Origin of the sequence: Microbacterium radiodurans, assembly GCF_008710705.1 — a bacterium.
GTDB lineage: Bacteria > Actinomycetota > Actinomycetes > Actinomycetales > Microbacteriaceae > Microbacterium > Microbacterium radiodurans.
The window spans coordinates 1,100,001-1,116,580 of record NZ_VYRZ01000001.1; the positions used below are offsets into that span (position 1 = coordinate 1,100,001).

Annotated in this window: 17 protein-coding genes; 14 read left to right on the forward strand and 3 right to left on the reverse strand. The window is 71.8% G+C overall.

Going from position 1 to position 16,580, the window contains the following annotated elements; all coding sequences use genetic code 11:
• Positions 1 to 14 precede the first annotated feature (14 nt).
• On the forward strand, positions 15 to 632 hold the full coding sequence (locus F6B42_RS05080; protein WP_150418459.1) for a TetR/AcrR family transcriptional regulator: 618 nt from the start codon (positions 15 to 17) through the stop codon (positions 630 to 632).
• A gap of 2 nt (positions 633 to 634) precedes the next feature.
• On the opposite strand, the gene F6B42_RS05085 is transcribed toward F6B42_RS05080, so the two are convergent.
• Entirely contained in the window at positions 635 to 1,648 is a 1,014-nt protein-coding gene (locus F6B42_RS05085) for an o-succinylbenzoate synthase (protein WP_396652447.1), read from the reverse strand.
• A 91-nt stretch (positions 1,649 to 1,739) separates the two neighbouring features.
• Between F6B42_RS05085 and F6B42_RS05090 the strand changes: the two genes are divergently transcribed.
• The 3 genes from F6B42_RS05090 to F6B42_RS05100 are packed head-to-tail and all read left to right on the forward strand — an operon-like array spanning position 1,740 to position 4,879.
• Positions 1,740 to 2,639: a 1,4-dihydroxy-2-naphthoyl-CoA synthase gene (locus tag F6B42_RS05090; RefSeq protein WP_150418461.1), complete on the forward strand. Its 900-nt coding sequence runs from the start codon at positions 1,740 to 1,742 to the stop codon at positions 2,637 to 2,639.
• A 16-nt stretch (positions 2,640 to 2,655) separates the two neighbouring features.
• Positions 2,656 to 3,867 carry an AMP-binding protein gene (locus F6B42_RS05095; protein ID WP_150418462.1) on the forward strand — a complete coding sequence of 404 codons (1,212 nt, stop codon included), beginning with the start codon at positions 2,656 to 2,658 and terminating at the stop codon, positions 3,865 to 3,867.
• Positions 3,868 to 3,907: 40 nt separating this feature from the next.
• Positions 3,908 to 4,879, forward strand: coding sequence for a 1,4-dihydroxy-2-naphthoate polyprenyltransferase (locus F6B42_RS05100; protein WP_150418463.1), 972 nt, complete (start codon positions 3,908 to 3,910; stop codon positions 4,877 to 4,879).
• Between the two features lie 43 nt (positions 4,880 to 4,922).
• On the opposite strand, the gene F6B42_RS05105 is transcribed toward F6B42_RS05100, so the two are convergent.
• Positions 4,923 to 5,183 (reverse strand): DUF4229 domain-containing protein, encoded by a 261-nt coding sequence (locus F6B42_RS05105; RefSeq protein WP_150418464.1) that lies wholly within the window; start codon positions 5,181 to 5,183, stop codon positions 4,923 to 4,925.
• Positions 5,184 to 5,236: 53 nt separating this feature from the next.
• Between F6B42_RS05105 and F6B42_RS05110 the strand changes: the two genes are divergently transcribed.
• Both F6B42_RS05110 and menD read left to right on the forward strand, forming a co-directional pair.
• Positions 5,237 to 5,647 (forward strand): PLD nuclease N-terminal domain-containing protein, encoded by a 411-nt coding sequence (locus F6B42_RS05110; protein WP_150418465.1) that lies wholly within the window; start codon positions 5,237 to 5,239, stop codon positions 5,645 to 5,647.
• Position 5,648: 1 nt separating this feature from the next.
• Entirely contained in the window at positions 5,649 to 7,448 is a 1,800-nt protein-coding gene (menD, locus tag F6B42_RS05115; RefSeq protein ID WP_150418466.1) for a 2-succinyl-5-enolpyruvyl-6-hydroxy-3-cyclohexene-1-carboxylic-acid synthase, read from the forward strand.
• A gap of 39 nt (positions 7,449 to 7,487) precedes the next feature.
• Here menD and F6B42_RS05120 read toward each other — a convergent pair whose 3' ends face one another.
• Entirely contained in the window at positions 7,488 to 8,834 is a 1,347-nt protein-coding gene (locus F6B42_RS05120; RefSeq protein WP_223878350.1) for an isochorismate synthase, read from the reverse strand.
• 22 nt (positions 8,835 to 8,856) lie between these two features.
• Between F6B42_RS05120 and F6B42_RS05125 the strand changes: the two genes are divergently transcribed.
• From F6B42_RS05125 to F6B42_RS05160, 8 genes are all read left to right on the forward strand, one after another.
• Positions 8,857 to 9,402, forward strand: coding sequence for a DUF402 domain-containing protein (locus tag F6B42_RS05125; protein WP_150418468.1), 546 nt, complete (start codon positions 8,857 to 8,859; stop codon positions 9,400 to 9,402).
• Between the two features lie 116 nt (positions 9,403 to 9,518).
• Positions 9,519 to 10,256 (forward strand): bifunctional demethylmenaquinone methyltransferase/2-methoxy-6-polyprenyl-1,4-benzoquinol methylase UbiE, encoded by a 738-nt coding sequence (gene ubiE / locus F6B42_RS05130; RefSeq protein ID WP_263405856.1) that lies wholly within the window; start codon positions 9,519 to 9,521, stop codon positions 10,254 to 10,256.
• 93 nt (positions 10,257 to 10,349) lie between these two features.
• Entirely contained in the window at positions 10,350 to 11,360 is a 1,011-nt protein-coding gene (locus F6B42_RS05135; protein ID WP_223878351.1) for a polyprenyl synthetase family protein, read from the forward strand.
• A 50-nt stretch (positions 11,361 to 11,410) separates the two neighbouring features.
• A complete protein-coding gene (locus tag F6B42_RS05140; RefSeq protein ID WP_150418469.1) occupies positions 11,411 to 12,784 on the forward strand; it encodes an FAD-dependent oxidoreductase in 1,374 nt (457 codons plus the stop codon).
• Between the two features lie 208 nt (positions 12,785 to 12,992).
• Positions 12,993 to 13,358 carry a hypothetical protein gene (locus F6B42_RS05145; RefSeq protein ID WP_150418470.1) on the forward strand — a complete coding sequence of 122 codons (366 nt, stop codon included), beginning with the start codon at positions 12,993 to 12,995 and terminating at the stop codon, positions 13,356 to 13,358.
• Positions 13,359 to 13,488: 130 nt separating this feature from the next.
• On the forward strand, positions 13,489 to 14,751 hold the full coding sequence (locus tag F6B42_RS05150; RefSeq protein WP_150418471.1) for an extracellular solute-binding protein: 1,263 nt from the start codon (positions 13,489 to 13,491) through the stop codon (positions 14,749 to 14,751).
• Positions 14,748 to 15,731, forward strand: a complete 984-nt coding sequence (locus F6B42_RS05155) for a carbohydrate ABC transporter permease (protein WP_150418472.1) — start codon at positions 14,748 to 14,750, stop codon at positions 15,729 to 15,731. Before F6B42_RS05150 ends, F6B42_RS05155 begins: the two co-directional genes overlap by 4 nt.
• Entirely contained in the window at positions 15,731 to 16,579 is an 849-nt protein-coding gene (locus F6B42_RS05160; protein ID WP_150418473.1) for a carbohydrate ABC transporter permease, read from the forward strand. Before F6B42_RS05155 ends, F6B42_RS05160 begins: the two co-directional genes overlap by 1 nt.
• Position 16,580: the final 1 nt, after the last annotated feature.

The following is a 16,580-nucleotide window of genomic DNA, read 5'->3' on the forward strand; positions in this document are numbered from 1 at the left end:
AACCGGAGGGCGAGATGGACGCCGAGACGCGACAGCCGACGCGCAGTCGGGAGAACACGCGGATGCGGCTGCTGGACGCCGCGCACGAGGTCTTCGCCGAGGTCGGGCTCGATGCGGCATCCGTCGAGGCGGTCTGCGAACGCGCGGGCTTCACGCGCGGGGCGTTCTACTCGAACTTCGCCTCGAAGGACGAACTGTTCCTCGCCCTCGTCGAGCGTTCGTCGACGGAGCAGCTCGATCGCGTGGCCGACCGGGTGCGCGCGCTCGACCGGACGGCGGTGCCCGACCCCGCGTCGCTCGTGCCGCAGATCGTCGGCGTCTCGATGGCCGGACTCGAGCCGCGGTTGGTGTGCGAGCTGCGGGCGCAGGCGCTCCGCGACGACCGGATGGCAGCGGCCTACCTGCAGCTGCAGGACGGCATCGTCGCCCGGGTGCAGAGCATCGTGGACGAGATCCGCACCGTGTACGAGCTGCGGTTCCGGATCCCGATCCCCGAGGTCGCCCGGCTCATGGTCGATCTCGCCGAGACGACGTGCGAGCGTGCGGCGATCGAGGGGCGCGTCGAGCCCGAGACGAGCGGCCTGCTGCACGAGCGGATCGGGCTGCTCGCGACGGCGCTGCTCGCCGACTGAGATCAGGCGCCGCCGACAACGTCCGCAGTGCCGGAGAGGATGCGGTGGCACCGCGTGAGCCGGTCGAGCCACCACTCGCGACGCTCGGCGCTCGCCGCCGCAGCGGCCAGGGCTTCGGGGTCTGCCGCGACGCGACCGACGGCGAGCGAGCCGGCGCGCGGTCGCAGCGGCGCCGCGGCGACGTCGGCTTCGAAGAGGGACGCCGTCCCGAGCCCGCAGTCGTAATCGAGGTCGGGAAGGGCCGCAGCGAGCGCGACACCCATCGACAGGCCGACACTCGTGTCGAGAGCGCTCGAGACGACGGCCGGCAGTCCCGCCTCCGCGATGATCGCGAGCGCCCGCGATACGCCCCCGAGCGGCTGCGCCTTGACCACGAGAAGATCCGCGGCGCCGGCCCGAGCCACCGCGAGCGGGTCGCCGGCCTTGCGCACGCTCTCGTCGGCGGCGATCGGGATGCCCATGTAGTGCACGCGGCGGCGCAGTTCGGTCAGTTCGTCGACCGTCGCGCACGGCTGTTCGGCGTATTCCAGGTCGAACTCGGCGAGGGCGTGCAGGGCGTGCTCGGCCTCGTCGAGGTTCCAGCCGCCGTTGGCGTCGATCCGGATGCGGCCCTCGGCGCCCATCACCTCGCGTGCGGCGCGGACGCGGGCGATGTCGTCGGCGAGTACCTGGCCGCGCTCGGCGACCTTGACCTTGGCCGTGCGGCAGCCGTCGTACCGATCGAGCACAGCGGCGACCTGATCGGCCGCGACCGCGGGCACCGTCGCATTCACCGCGATGCGGTCGCGCAGCGGCGCCGGTGCGGGCGTCCACCCGTACTCGATCGAGGCCGACAGCCACGCGGCGGCCTCGACGTCGTCGTATTCGACGAAGGGCGAGAACTCCGTCCATCCCTCGGGGCCCTCCAGGAGCAGCGCCTCGCGCACGTCCACGCCGCGGAAGCGGGTGACGAGCGGCAGCGCGACCACGTGCGCGCGTGCGAGCAGGTCATCGAGTGCCGGCAACGGAGCGTTCACGCGTATCTCCCCTTTCCCGCCATCCTTCCACGGTGCCCCGGCGCTGTCACGGTTGCGGAGCCCGCGTCGGGGACGCGCATAGGCTGGCGGCATGGTCTCGGAACTGTTCGATCCCGCGCTGTGGTCCCTCGCTCCCGGAGCGGAGGCGTACACCGACATCACGGCGCACGTGTCGGGTGACGGCCGCATCGCGCGCATCGCGTTCGACCGGCCCGAGGTGCGGAACGCCTTCCGTCCGCACACGGTCGACGAGCTCTACCGCGCCCTCGACATCGCCCGGCAGGATCCGAAGATCGGGGTCGTGCTGCTGACCGGCAACGGGCCGAGCCCGAAGGACGGCGGCTGGGCGTTCTGCTCCGGCGGCGACCAGCGCATCCGCGGCCGCGACGGTTACAAGTACAGCGACGACGAGACGGCCGTCGGCGATCCGGCGCGTGCCGGGCGCCTCCACATCCTCGAGGTGCAGCGGCTCATCCGGTTCATGCCGAAGGTCGTCATCGCCGTCATCCCCGGGTGGGCGGCCGGCGGCGGCCATTCGCTCCACATCGTCTGCGATCTCTCCATCGCGTCGGCCGAGCACGGCCGCTTCAAGCAGACCGACGCCGACGTCGGTTCGTTCGACGCGGGGTACGGATCGGCGTACATGGCGCGTCAGGTCGGACAGAAGGTCGCGCGCGAGGTGTTCTTCCTGGCCGAGGAGTACTCCGCCGAGCGCGCCTACGAGATGGGCGCGGTCAACCGCGTCGTCCCGCACGCCGAGCTCGAGACCGCGGCCGTCGCGATGGCGCGGACGATCCTCGGGAAGTCGCCGACCGCGATCCGGATGCTGAAGTTCGCCTTCAACGCGATCGATGACGGCATGGTCGGCCAGCAGGTGTTCGCGGGCGAGGCGACGCGCCTCGCATACGGAACGGACGAAGCCGTCGAGGGCCGCGACGCGTTCCTGCAGAAGCGCGACCCCGACTGGTCGCCGTATCCCTACCACTTCTGACGGAGCGGTCGTCGCGATGCCGGTCGAATTGATCCCCGGGGGCTCCGAGCCCCGTGACGTGCTGCGCACCCTCCGGGCGACCCTCGACGGCGCCGGTCCGGCGATCTCGCTCGGCGGTGCTATCGAGCGGAGCGACGCGATCGAGCGCGGGGGAGCGGCCGACGCGACGCCGCGCACCGCGCCCGCCGGGACGGCAGTCGTCGTCACCACCTCCGGATCGACCGGGGTCCCCAAGAGCGTCGTGCTCAGTCGGTCGGCCCTCATCGCGAGCGCGACGGCGACGGCCGAGCGCATCGGCGCGGGTCGCTGGCTCCTCACCCTCCCCCCGACCTACGTCGCGGGGCTGCAGGTGCTCGTGCGGGGTCTGCTCGCCGGGCACGAGCCCGCCGTGCTCGCGGGGTCGTTCTCGCCGGCCGCCTTCACCGCCGTCACCGCCTCGATGCGATCGAGCATCGGCGGCGTGCGCGTGCCGACCTTCACCTCGCTCGTCCCGGCGCAGCTCGCCGACCTCGTCGCCGCGGCGGCCGAGGACGCGGGTGTCCGCGAGGCGCTCCGCTCCTACGACGCGATCCTCGTCGGCGGGCAGGCGCTCCCCGGGGCGCTCGCCGCCCGCGCGGCCGACGCGGGCGCTCGTGTCGTGCGCACCTACGGCTCGACCGAGACGAGCGGCGGCTGCGTGTACGACGGTTCGCCGCTGCCGGGGGTGGGCGTCCGGATCGCCGGCGGCGAGGTGCAGCTGACCGGACCGATGCTCGCCGACGGCTACCTCGGCGACCCGCACCTCACCGCGGAAGCGTTCGTCGAGGACGACGGGCGCCGCTGGTATCGCACCGGCGATGCCGGAACGTTCGACGAGAGGATGCTGCGCATCACCGGACGCCGCGACAACGTCATCGTCTCGGGCGGGATCAACGTCTCCCTCGACCGCGTCGAGGCGGCCGTCCGCGACGTCGACGTGCCCGGTGCTGCGCTTCACGGCGCGGTCGTCGTGCCGGTGGCCGACGACCGCTGGGGCGAGGCCTCGGTCATCGTGGTCGACCGTGCCGCGGTCGCGCCCGATCAAGCCGGCGCCGCGCTGGCCGCGGCGCGCGCGCTCGTCGCGGAGCGCGTCGGCAAGCCCGCGCGGCCGGCGCGATTCGTCGTCGTCGACGTCATCCCGACGCTCGCGAGCGGCAAGCCCGATCGGAGCGCGCTCCGACGCCATCCCGCGGTCCGCGACGAGGGCTGAGCACCCGTCGTCGCCCCCTGCGGTCGTAGGATGATCCCTCGTGGCTCGCTCGTCTCGCACCCGTCCCTCGTCCGCCGGTCCCCGCCCCAGCGGCAACCCGGCCAAGCGCGGACTCGTCGCAGCGCCGCCGCCTCCTCGGCGGGCGACGGCGCGCGACTGGATCGGTGCGGCCCGGGTGCGGACGCTGCCGCTCGCGGTGACCCCCGTCCTCATCGGGACCGGCGCCGCCCTCCTCGTCGATCGCGAGCTGCACTGGGTGATGGCGCTGTGCTGCCTGGCGGTGGCGGTGGCGCTGCAGATCGGCGTCAACTACGCCAACGACTACAGCGACGGCATCCGCGGCACCGACGACGTGCGCGTCGGACCCGCTCGCCTCACCGGCGGCGGCCTCGCGGCGCCGCGCACCGTCCTCGCCGTCGCACTCGGATTCTTCGCCGTCGCCGCCGTCGCGGGCGCCGCGATCGTCGTCCGGACCGGACACTGGTGGATGCTCGCGGTCGGCGCCGTGTGCATCGTGGCGGCGTGGTTCTACACCGGGGGCAAGCGCCCGTACGGCTACGCCGGTCTCGGCGAGCTCTTCGTCTTCGTCTTCTTCGGACTCGTGGCGACCGTCGGCACGGTCTTCGTCCAGGTCGGAACGGTGCCCCAGGAAGCATGGTTCGGCGCCGTGGCGGCAGGCCTCCTCGCCTGCGCGGTGCTGCTGGCGAACAACCTGCGCGACATCGATCAGGACCGACTCGCCGGCAAGCGCACGCTGACGGTGCTGATCGGACGCACGGCGACGCGCATCGTCTTCACGCTGTTCGTGCTGGCGCCGTTCGTCATCGCGGCGTTCCTCGCGCTGGTCTACCCGATCGCGTGGCTCAGCCTGCTGGCGCTGCTGCCGGCGCTGTCGGCCATCCTCATCGTCTGGACCTACCGTCTGCCGCGGGAGCTCATCGTCGCCCTGGCGCTGACGTCGCTGACGTCGATCGCCTACGGCGCGTTCCTGTTCTGGGCGTTCGCGGGCTGACCCGCGGCCGCGTCATCGACCACGCCTCGGCGGGCCGGACCGCTCAGGACGCGGAGTCCTCGGCGTCGGCGTCCTCGCGCTCGCCGGAGCGGCGTCGAGCGCGGCGCTCCGCGAGCCCGGAGGCGACGTCATCGAGCGGCCGGCGCAAGAGGAGCATCGACAGGCTCAGCCCGATCAGTGCCGCGAAGATCGCCGAGAGCAGGTAGTACTCGCGCATGATCGGGAAGAGCATCATGAGGCCGAACGGCACGAGGAATGCGAGCAGCCGGAGCACGGAGTAGACGACGGCCGAACGGGCATTCATCCCGCCAGTCTACGTCCGGGCCCCGCCCCGCGACGGACGCATAGGATGGGGGAATGGCCCGGCTCCTGCTCATCGGTGCGCTGCTGGCACTCGCCTTCTGGGTGTACAGCATCGTCGACTGCGCGCTGCAGGATCCCCAGCGTCATCGCGGCGTCAGCAAGCCCGTCTGGATCCTCATCGTGATCGTGCTGCCGGTGCTCGGCGGCATCCTCTGGTTCGTGATCGGTCGAGGTCGGCGGTCCGCCGCGCCGGTGCGCCGTGCTCCGGACGACGATCCCGACTTCCTCGGCAGCATCGGGTCCATCCGCGACACCGACGAGCGCATCCGCCGGCTCGAGGAGGAGCTCGCGGCGCTCGACTCCGAGGCCGACGACCCGCGCGATGCGCCGGCGACCGGAGCCCCCGGTGACGACGACCCCGATGGTCCGACCGGCCCGGCCGGCTCGCGCGGCTCGTTCACCTGACATGGCGGACGACGCGGTCGGCGGTTCCTCTGCGCCGGCGACGGATGCTGCGGCCGCCCTGCTCGCTCAGTTCGTCCGGGCGGGGGTCCACCACGTCGTGCTGAGCCCGGGTTCGCGCTCGCAGGCCCTCGCGCTCATCGCGGCCGAGCTCGCCGACGCCGGGCTGATCGACCTGCACGTGCGGATCGACGAGCGCGTCGCCGGTTTCACCGCCCTCGGGATCGGTCGCGAGACGCGCGTGCCGGCCGCGGTCATCTGCACGTCGGGCACCGCTGTCGCGAACCTGCTGCCGGCCGTGCTCGAGGCGCATCACTCCGGTGTTCCGCTGCTGCTCCTGACCGCCGACCGCCCGCCCGAGCTGCGCGGGGTGGGCGCGAACCAGGCGACGCGTCAGCCTGGACTGTTCGTCGGATTCGTCCGGCTCGACGTCGACGCGCCGACCCCCGAGGCGACCGATGCCGACGGCATGAGCGCCGCGACCGCGGAGATCCGCGAGATCGCCGAGGCGGCGTTCGATGCCGCCCGAGGCGGGGCCGGTCGCACCGCCGGTCCCGTGCACCTCAACCTGCCCTACCGGGAGCCGCTGTCCGGTGCGAGCCCGACGTGGCTCGTCGCCGCCGCGACCGCCTCGGCACGGGCCGCCGCGCCCGCCCACGCCGCGGACCCCGACGACGCGTCGACGGCGTCGGGCGCGCACTACCAGGGCGGCGGCGGGATCGGCGAGGCCGAAGACCCCACCGGGTCGGACGCGATGATCCTCGAGCGCGGGCCGCGGACTCTCGTGCTGGCCGGAGCCGACGCAGGGCCCGCCGCGGAGGAGCTCGCGCACCGCGGGGGCTGGCCGCTGGTCGCCGAGATCGTCAGCGGCGCGCGGTTCGGTCGCAACCTCGTCCACGGATACCGCGCCCTGCTCAGCGATCCGGACCTCGGCGGTGCCGTCGAGCGCGTCGTCGTCTTCGGTCATCCGACGCTCAGCCGCGAGGCCGCGGCGCTGCTGTCGAGAACAGACGTCGACGTCGTCGCGGTGCGCGGGCCGGGCGAAGCGCTCAACCTCAACGGGTCGACGGCGTCGGTCGCATCCGTCGACGTCGCGGCCGGGGGCGCCGACCGCGACTGGCTCGGCGCGTGGCTGCGAGCCTCCCGGGCTGCCGCCGTCGACCTCACCCCGGCGGCCCCGGACGCCGAGAAGCTGGCGTCGGCGGTGCCGACCGAGCGTCGTGACGCCATGGCGGCGGAACTCGCCGTCCTGCGCGCTCCGCTCGATCGAGCAGCCCTCGTCGACGCCGTCTGGCGCGCGAGCTGGCCGCACGACCGTCTCGTCTTCGCATCGTCCCGCCTCGTCCGGGTGGCCGACACCGTCCTCGGCGGCAAGAAGATCCCCGTGCACGCCAACCGCGGACTCGCCGGTATCGACGGCATCCTCGCCACGGCGATGGGCGTGGCACTGGCCAGCCAGCGCGACGAGCAGGCCGGGCTCACGCGGCTCGTCACGGGGGACCTGTCGTTCCTCCACGACATCGGGGCGCTTCTCCTTCCGGCGGCCGAGGGCGAACCGCGCATCCAGGTCATCGTCGGCAACGACGGCGGCGGCACGATCTTCGACGGCCTCGAGGTCGCGCGGACGGCCCCGCGCGAGGTCGGCGACCGGGTCCTCTACACGCCCCACGAGGTGCGGCTCGAGCAGCTGGCGACCGCCTACGGGTGGGAGTACCGCCGGGCGACGACCCGCTCCGCCCTCGATCAGGCCCTCACCTCGCCGGTCGGGGGACGTCAGATCATCGAGGTTCCGCTGGGCCGCTGACGGGCGGCGCTCCCGTCGCCCGCAGGCGGGCCGTTTGCCTCAGGCGAGCGCGTCGACGATGGGGCGGAACTTCACGCGCGTCTCCAGCATCTCCGACTCGGGGTCGCTCGCGGCGACGATTCCCGCGCCGGCATACGCCGTGAACGGGATGGGCGCTGCCGCGGTGGGCGACGCCGCGTCGGGCCGCGCCTCCAGGTGGAACTGCGCGCACCGCAGCGCGATCGCCCATTCCCCGTCGCCGCGTGCGTCGATCCAGCCGACGGGCCCGGCGTACCGGCCGCGGTCGAACGGCTCGAGCCTGCGGATGACGTCGAGCGCGGCGACCGTGGGCGTTCCCGCGACGGCCGCGGTGGGATGCAGCGCCGCGACGAGATCGAGCGAGGACGCGTCGCCGGCGAGCTCGCCCTCCACATCGGTCGCGAGGTGCCAGACGTTCGGCAGCTTCAGCATGAACGGCTGCTCGCCGGCCACGAGCGAGGATGTCGACGGTCGGAGCGCTTCGAGGACGCTGCGCACCGCGTAGCCGTGCTCGTCGAGATCCTTCGCGCTGGTGGCGAGCGAGAGGGATGCCGCGGTGTCGGCGTCGGCGTCCGCGCCGCGTGCGATCGTCCCCGCGAGGACCCGCGCGGTGACCGTGCCGTGCGAGACGGTGACGAGGGTCTCGGGGCTCGCGCCGATGAGTCCGTCGACGGCGAACGCCCACGTGTCGGGGTAGGAGGACGAGAGCGCGCGCACGAGGCGGCGGAGGTCGGCGTCCGCCGGCACGGTGCCGGCGAGATCGCGGGCGAGGACGACCTTCTCGACCTCGCCGTCGTCGATCGCGTCGATCCCCGCACGGACGGCCCGCTGGTACGCGTCGGGCGTCAGGGCACCGGGCCCGACGGTCGCCGACCAGTGCGGGCCGAAGCCCACGCGCTCAGGGGGTGCTGCCGCCGCATCCGCCTCCGCATCCACTTGCGCGTCGGACGTCGCATCGACGATCGTCGTCACCCACGACCGCGCGCCGCGCCGGCCGACGATGACGCGCGGGACGAAGAAGCTGGTGGGCGCAGGACCCGCGCGGCGGACGTCGGCGCGGACGTCGAACGGCAGCGCGCCGAACGCGACGAGGCCCGTGCCGGGCAGCCCCACCGGGTCGTCGACCTCGGCGGCGGCGACGATGTCGCGCCACCAGGCCGACACCTCGCGCGCCCCGTGGGCCCCGTCCGCTCCGTCGACGGAGCCGAATTCGGCCGCGCGCCCGCGCGCGACCAGGACATCGCCCCGCCGCGACCAGACGGTGGGATCCTGCGGGTCGGTCACGGCGAGCAGGTCGTCGACCCCGTCGATCGGATCGATGTCGCGGGTGATGACGCGCAGCCGGACGGCGGGCGCGGAATCGTTCACCAGACCAGCCTAGACTCGGCGCGTGACGCTGCGCCCCGCACCCGGAAAGCCGGTGACCTTCCGCTGGCGGAAATGGGACGGCGGCGTGCACTGGGTGCACACGTGCCGGTATCTGGGCAGCGACGAGCACGGCGACTGGTTCGGCCAGCGCCCGGGCGAGCGCAGCTCGCGGCCCGGCCGAGACTTCGTGGCCGAGCACCCCTGCGTCATGCTGCTTCCGCCCGTCGGGGAGTGGGTCCTCACGATGAACGCCCCGCCGCATCCCACCCGCGTGTACATCGACATCGCCTGGGATGCCCGGTGGGACGAGGGTGGCGGGCCCACCGCGATCGACATGGACCTGGATGTCGTCGACTCCGCCACCCGCGGCATCTGGATCGACGACCGCGACGAGTGGGAGGAGCATCGCGTCGCATACGGGTACCCGCGGGAGATCGTCGCCGAGCTGGAGACCCTCGCCGTCGACCTCGAAACAGCTGTCACCGCGCACCGCCCGCCCTTCGACGCGCCCACGGCCGACCACTGGCTCGGCATCCTGGCATCCCTCCCCGCCCCCGCGGCACCCTGACTTCCGATTCACCCGCCGAGGTCCCACCTCGGCCGGGAAAGTCCGGCTCATACCCGGCCGAAGTGGGACCTGGCGGGCGCGCTTCGCGGGTCACCGCCGCGCCTAGACTCGAGGGCGTGACCAGCGAGCCCAACCGCGCCGACCTCGGCAAGGACCCGTCGCGCGTCAGCGGCATGTTCGACCAGGTGGCGGGCGCGTACGACCGCACTAACGACGTCCTGAGCCTCGGCCAGGACCGCCTGTGGCGCATCGCCGCGACGCGGGCGATCGATCCGAAGCCGGGCGAGCGCATCCTCGACCTCGCCGCGGGCACCGGTGCGAGCGCGGTGTCACTCGCCCGCAGCGGCGCCGACATCGTCGCGGCCGACTTCTCGCCGGGCATGATCGCCGAGGGCGAGCGCCGGTACGGCCGCGGTGCGGCGGGCGGCGGCATCCCGAACATCCGTTTCGTCGAGGCCGACGCCACCGACCTGCCCTTCGAGGACGACGCGTTCGACGTCGTCACGATCTCGTTCGGTCTGCGCAACGTCAACGACCCGAAGAAGGCGCTTGCCGAGATGCTGCGGGTCACCGCACCCGGGGGGCGCCTGCTCATCAGCGAGTTCTCGCACCCGCCGCTGCCCGCGTTCGCGGCGCTGTACCGCTTCTACAACGACCGCGTGCTGCCCCGCGTGGCGCGCCTGGTGAGCTCCAACGCGGAAGCGTACGACTACCTCAACGAGTCGATCCGCGACTGGCCCGACCAGCGGACGCTCGCGACCTGGATCCGCGAGGCGGGATGGACGGATGTCGCGCATCGCGACCTGTCGTTCGGCATCGTCGCCCTGCACCGCGCTGTCAAGCCGCGGGCCTGACCCGGCCGCGACGGATCGGGGCACTCGGCGGGCCGGTAGGCTGAGACGGTGACTTCGAGCCCTTCCGCGCCGCGGCTGGCGAAACATCTCGGCATGACCGAGCGCATCTTCGCGGGTCCGCGCACCCGCAAGATGCTGCGGGTCGTCGAGGACGGCCTCGACGTCGTGGAGACCCGCCTCGCGGACGAGCTGACGGTCAGCGACGCGATCGCCGACGCCACGACGCGATACCTGTACGAGGCCGGCGGCAAGCGGCTGCGTCCGATGCTCGCCCTCATCACGTCGCAGCTCGGCGACGGCGTGACCGACGACGTCGTCGCGGGCGCCGCGGCGCTCGAGATGACCCACCTGGGCTCGCTCTACCACGACGACGTCATGGACGGGGCCGACAAGCGGCGCGGCGTGCCGAGCGCTCACGAGGTCTGGGGCAACAACGTCGCGATCCTCACCGGCGACCTTCTGTTCTCACGCGCGAGCCAGCTCATGGCGCGCATCGGCGAACGGGCGATCCGTCTCCAGGCCGACACGTTCGAGCGACTCGTGCTCGGTCAGATGCACGAGACCGTCGGTGCGCAGCCGGGGGATGACCCGGTCGACTTCTACATCCAGGTGCTGGCCGACAAGACCGGCTCGCTGATCGCCGCCGCGGCCCAGGTCGGTGTGCTGTTCTCGAACGGTCCCGAAGAACTGGCCGAGTCCGTCCGCGTCTTCGGCGAGAAGGTCGGCGTGGCCTTCCAGCTCCTCGACGACGTCATCGATCTCTCCGCCGATCCCGAGGCGACCGGGAAGGTCCCCGGCACCGATCTGCGCGCCGGCGTCCCGACCATGCCCTACCTGCTCCTCCAGCGCGCCGGCGACGCCGATTCGCGCGAGCTCGCACGCGTCATCGACGACGGCGTGACCCGGATCGCCGCCGGCGAGGATCCCGAGATCCTCGACGAGCCGCTCGCCCGCCTGCGCGACGCGGCGGTCACCGCCGAGACCCGCCGGCTCGCCGAGCGCTGGGCCGACGACGCGGTCGCCGCACTCGACCCGCTGCCCTCCGGCGCCGTCCGCGATGCGCTCACGCGCTTCGCGGAGGTCGTCGTCGACCGCGCGAGCTGACACGCCCCGCAGCGTCCGCGTCCGGGCGCGATCAGGAACGAGGAACACTCATGACCAAGCTCAGGCTGGCCATCGTCGGCGCGGGACCCGCCGGCATCTACGCCGCGGATCTGCTGCTGAAGGCCGAGCGCAAGTTCGACGTCTCGATCGATCTGTTCGATCACCTCCCCGCGCCCTACGGGCTCGTCCGCTACGGCGTCGCGCCCGACCACCCGCGGATCAAGGGCATCATCAACGCGCTGCGCGACGTGCTCGACAGCGGCGGCATCCGGATCTTCGGCAACGTGCGCTTCGGCGAGGACATCACCCTCGACGACCTCAAGCACCACTACAACGCCGTCATCTTCGCGACGGGCGCCATCCGCGACACCGAGCTCGACATCCCGGGCATCGACGCGGCCGGGTCCTACGGCGCCGCTGACTTCGTCAGCTGGTACGACGGACACCCGGACGTGCCGCGGGAGTGGCCGCTCGACGCGGCATCCGTGGGCGTGCTCGGCAACGGGAACGTCGCCCTCGACGTCGCACGCGTGCTCGCCAAGCACGCGGACGACATGCTCGTGACCGAGATCCCCGACAACGTCTACGAGGGGCTGAAGGCCGCCGCGATCACCGACGTGCACGTCTTCGGCCGTCGCGGTCCGGCCCAGGTGAAGTTCACGCCGCTCGAGCTGCGCGAGCTCGGCGAGCTGCGCGACGTCGACCTCGTCGTCTACGACGAGGACTTCGACTACGACGAGGCGTCGCAGGCCGCGATCGCCTCGAACAAGCAGGTCATGGTGATCGATCGGACGCTGCAGTCGTGGCGCAAGCGCCCGAGCGCGAACGGCGCCGGGGGAGAGGCGTCGCGTCGTCTGCACCTGCACTTCTACGCGCGCCCCGTCGAGGTGAAGAAGGATGCCGACGGCCGCGTCGCCGCGCTCGTCTACGAGCGCACGCGTCCCGACGGCCAGGGCGGTGTCGAGGGGACCGGCGAATTCCGCGAGGTCGCCATGCAGGGGCTGTACCGCGCGATCGGCTACTTCGGGTCGCCGCTGCCCGGCGTGCCCTTCGACACCACGCACGGCGTCATCCCCAATCACGAGGGCCAGGTGCTCCACGCCGACTCCAACGAGCGCGTGCCGGGCGTGTACGCGACGGGCTGGATCAAGCGCGGGCCGGTGGGCCTCATCGGCCACACGAAGTCCGACGCCATGGAGACGGTCCGCCACCTCATCAACGACCAGGGATCGTGGTGGCAGCCGGCCGACCCCGACGAGGCCGCGATCGTCGACCTCCTCAGCGAGCGAGGCGTCGCGTGGACCGACCTCGACGGCTGGCACCGCCTGGACGAGCACGAGATCGCCCTCGGCGCACCGGCGGAACGAGCCCGCGTGAAGGTCGTCGACCGCGATCGCATGGTCGCCGTCTCGCGTGGGGAGTGAGAACCCTCTCATTCGGTATGGGCGCGTAACGCGCAGGCCCCACTATTGATTCGGCAACACCCTCCGCAGGGGTCTTTCGGGTAGGCGTCCGGCGGGGGAAGACGGCCCCCCCGACGATCCTCGGATCCGGGGGGCCGTTCCGGCGCCGGGCCACTAGAGTTGACGCTGGCGATGCCTGGATGAGCACGCCCAGAGAGACGGTGGCGCCATGCCCTTCCGCAGCAAGCAGACGCTCGACGCCTGGATCGAGGAGTTCCGCATGTTCGGCTACTCGCTGTCGGTCAAGGTCATCCCGCAGGACGGCAGCCTCGGTCTCGACACGGGCCTCGTGGGCGTCACGATGATGAACGCGCAGACGGTCACCTACATCGAACCGGAGACCCCGGGCGGCAACCGCTGGCGCATCACCTTCGAGGCTCGCGAGACCGAGCTGCGGCTGAACGCCGGCGGCGCTCTCGCGCTGTCGACCGAGCTCGCGATGGTCTCGGCGCTGTGCGCCTTCCTCGAGACGAAGTCCAACGCCTTCGTCGGCGACGACATGTCGGATGCCGCAGAGGGGTCGCTCGTCCACTGACGGGCTCCTGTACTACAGCTCCTCCGCCGCGGGCAAGGTATGGGCGCGGCAGCGCCGGTACCGCCAGGATGGTCGCACGTCCGAGGTCGCCGTGCCGCCGGACAACGACGATACGGAACGAGGAGGCCCGATGCGCACATCGCGGGTTCTGGCGGCCGCATCGGTGGTCGCGCTGGCGGCCACCCTCGGCGCGTGCGCGCCCGATGACGGCGTGCCGACACTCACCTGGTACATCAACCCCGACGACGGCGGGCAGGACCGGATCGCGTCGGCCTGCACCGACGCCGCCGACGGTGCGTACCGCATCCAGACCTCGCTCCTGCCGCGTGACGCCGCGTCGCAGCGGGAGCAGCTCGCCCGCCGCCTCGCGGCCGGCGACGCCTCGCTCGACATCATGAGCCTGGATCCGCCCTTCATCCCGGAGCTCGCCGAACCCGGGTTCCTCGACGACGTGCCGGACGACCTGCAGCAGACCGACGGCATCGTGCAGGGCGCGATCGACTCGGCCAGCTGGGACGGCGAGCTCGTCACGGTCCCGTTCTGGGCCAACACGCAGCTGCTCTGGTACCGCGAGTCGGTCGTCGAGGCGGCGGGCCTCGACATGTCGCAGCCGGTCACCTGGGACGACATCATCACCGTCGCCGAGGATCAGGATCTGCGGATCGGCGTGCAGGGGGCGCTGGCGGAGTCGCTCACCGTCTGGATCAACGCACTCGTGGCGTCGGCGGGCGGTCAGATCCTCGAGAATCCCGAGGCGTCGGCCGACGAGCTGCAGCTCGGGCTCGACACCGACGCCGGTCGCGCCGCCGCCGACATCATCAGCCGGATCGGGTCGGAGGGGCTGGGCGGGCCGGGACTCCCGACCGCCGACGAGAACGCGAACATGAATCTGTTCCAGGGCGAGCAGGGCTCCTTCATGGTGAACTGGCCGTTCGTGTGGCCGGCCATGACGGGCGCCGACCCCGCCATCGCCGACGACCTGGGGTGGGCGGTCTACCCGCGCGTCGACGCGGCGACCCCGGCAGCGCCACCGGTGGGCGGGATCAACCTCGGCGTCGGGGCGTTCAGCCGGCATCAGGACCTCGCCTGGCAGGCGGTCGAGTGCATCGTCCAGCCCGAGAACCAGTCCGAGTACTTCGTGAGCGACGGCAACCCGCCCTCGAACATCGCGGCCTACGACGACCCGCGCGTGCAGGAGGAGTTCCCGATGGCCGACACCATCCGGGAGTCGCTCGACCTCGGCGTGCCGCGTCCGCAGACGCCGTACTACAACGAGATCTCGATCGGACTGCAGCGCACGTGGCATCCGCCGTCCGGCGTCGCTCCCGCTTCGACACCGTCATCTTCGAGCGAGTTCATCCTCGCCGTGCTGCGAGGGGAGCGTCTGCTGTGAGCACCGTGCGCGAGACCCGGACCGAGTCGACGGAACGGCACGAAGCGAAGCATCGACCCGACGCGAAGAAGAAGACGCCGCGCTCGGCGCGCTCGCGGGCCGAGGGGCGCCTCGGCTGGATGCTGGCGGGCCCGGCGTTCGGGATCATGCTCCTCGTCACGCTCTATCCGATCGGCCAGGCGCTGTTCGATTCGCTGTTCAGCCTGCGGCTGACGGCGCCCGACGAGCGCTCGTTCGTCCTCTTCGAGAACTACCGCGTCGTTCTCGGCGACCCCGCGTTCTGGCAGTCGATGGGCGTCACCCTGTTCATCACGGTCGTCACGGTCGTCCTCGAGCTCCTGTTCGGATTCCTTCTCGCGCTCGTCATGCACCGCGCGATCAAGAAGCTCCGCGGACTGGCGCGCACGGCGATCCTGGTGCCCTACGGCATCATCACGGTGGTCGCCGCGTTCGCGTGGTTCTACGCCTTCGACATCAACTCCGGCGGGTACGTCAACAACTGGCTCAGCTGGGTCCCCGGCTTCGACACCGAGCTCAACTGGTTCGCCGAGCAGGGGACGTCGCTCGTCGTGATCATCTTCTCGGAGGTCTGGAAGACGACGCCGTTCATCTCCCTGCTGCTCCTCTCGGGCCTCGCCCAGGTGCCGGGGGACCTCGAGGAAGCGGCGAAGGTCGACGGCGCCACCGGCTGGGAGGTCATGCGGCGGGTGATCCTGCCGAACATGAAGGCGGCGATCATGGTCGCGGTGCTCTTCCGAACGCTCGAAGCCTTCCGCATCTTCGACAACATCTACATCATGACGGGCGGCGCGAACGACACCGAGGCGCTGTCGCTCCTCGCCTACAACACGTCGATCGGGCGTCTCGAGATCGGGCTCGGATCCGCCATCTCGGTGCTGCTGTTCCTCAGCGTGCTGATCATCGCTGCGATCTTCATCAAGGGATTCAAAGTCGATCTTGCGACGGGACGGAACTCCTGATGCGTGCGATGACCTGGCCCCGGCGCATCGGATGGGCCGCCATCATCGTGGCGGTCCTCGTCTGGTCGCTCTTCCCCGTCTTCTCGATCCTGATGACCTCGTTCAAGACTCCGTCGGGACTCTTCTCGGGAACGCTACTGCCGCAGGAGTGGACGTTCGAGAACTACGCCGAGATCCTGGCCCCCGGCGGCGGCGCGCAGGACCTGTTCCTGCCGGCGCTGCGCAACTCGATCGGCATCTCGCTCATCGCGACGTTCGTGGCGGTCGTGCTCGCCACGCTCTGCGCCTACGCCATCGCCCGCCTCGACTTCCGCGGCAAGCGGATCATCCTCGTCACGGCGCTCGCGGTGTCGGTCTTCCCGATCGTGTCGATCGTCACGCCGCTGTTCAATCTCTGGCGCGTCATCGGGCTCTACGACACCTGGCTCGGGCTCATCATCCCGTACCTGTCTCTGACGCTCCCGATCGCGATCTGGACACTCGCGGCGTTCTTCCGGCAGATCCCGTGGGAGCTCGAGCAGGCCGCGCAGGTCGACGGCGCGACGCCGTTCGAGGCCTTCCGCAAGACGGTCGTCCCGCTGGCGGCGCCCGGCGTCTTCACGACCGCGATCATCGCCTTCTTCATCGCCTGGAACGACTTCGTCTACGGCATCTCGCTGACCTCGACGAGTGCGGCGCGACCCGTGCCGGCGGCGCTGTCGTTCTTCACCGGCGCATCGCAGTTCGAGCAGCCGACCGGCGCCATCTCCGCGGCGGCCATCGTCGTGACGATCCCGATCGTGGTGGTCGTCGTCATCTTCCAGCGCCGGATCGTGTCCGGCCTGACACAGGGCGCGGTGAAGGGATGAT

Bases quoted from the DNA above. Each gene is read 5' to 3' on its own strand.
- F6B42_RS05080 (WP_150418459.1), top strand. From the start codon at position 15: ATGGACGCCGAGACGCGACAGCCGACGCGCAGTCGGGAGAACACGCGG.
- F6B42_RS05090 (WP_150418461.1), top strand. From the start codon at position 1,740: ATGGTCTCGGAACTGTTCGATCCCGCGCTGTGGTCCCTCGCTCCCGGA.
- F6B42_RS05095 (WP_150418462.1), top strand. From the start codon at position 2,656: ATGCCGGTCGAATTGATCCCCGGGGGCTCCGAGCCCCGTGACGTGCTG.
- F6B42_RS05105 (WP_150418464.1), bottom strand. From the start codon at position 5,183: ATGAATGCCCGTTCGGCCGTCGTCTACTCCGTGCTCCGGCTGCTCGCA.
- F6B42_RS05110 (WP_150418465.1), top strand. From the start codon at position 5,237: ATGGCCCGGCTCCTGCTCATCGGTGCGCTGCTGGCACTCGCCTTCTGG.
- menD (WP_150418466.1), top strand. From the start codon at position 5,649: ATGGCGGACGACGCGGTCGGCGGTTCCTCTGCGCCGGCGACGGATGCT.
- F6B42_RS05135 (WP_223878351.1), top strand. From the start codon at position 10,350: ATGACCGAGCGCATCTTCGCGGGTCCGCGCACCCGCAAGATGCTGCGG.
- F6B42_RS05140 (WP_150418469.1), top strand. From the start codon at position 11,411: ATGACCAAGCTCAGGCTGGCCATCGTCGGCGCGGGACCCGCCGGCATC.
- F6B42_RS05145 (WP_150418470.1), top strand. From the start codon at position 12,993: ATGCCCTTCCGCAGCAAGCAGACGCTCGACGCCTGGATCGAGGAGTTC.
- F6B42_RS05150 (WP_150418471.1), top strand. From the start codon at position 13,489: ATGCGCACATCGCGGGTTCTGGCGGCCGCATCGGTGGTCGCGCTGGCG.
- F6B42_RS05160 (WP_150418473.1), top strand. From the start codon at position 15,731: ATGCGTGCGATGACCTGGCCCCGGCGCATCGGATGGGCCGCCATCATC.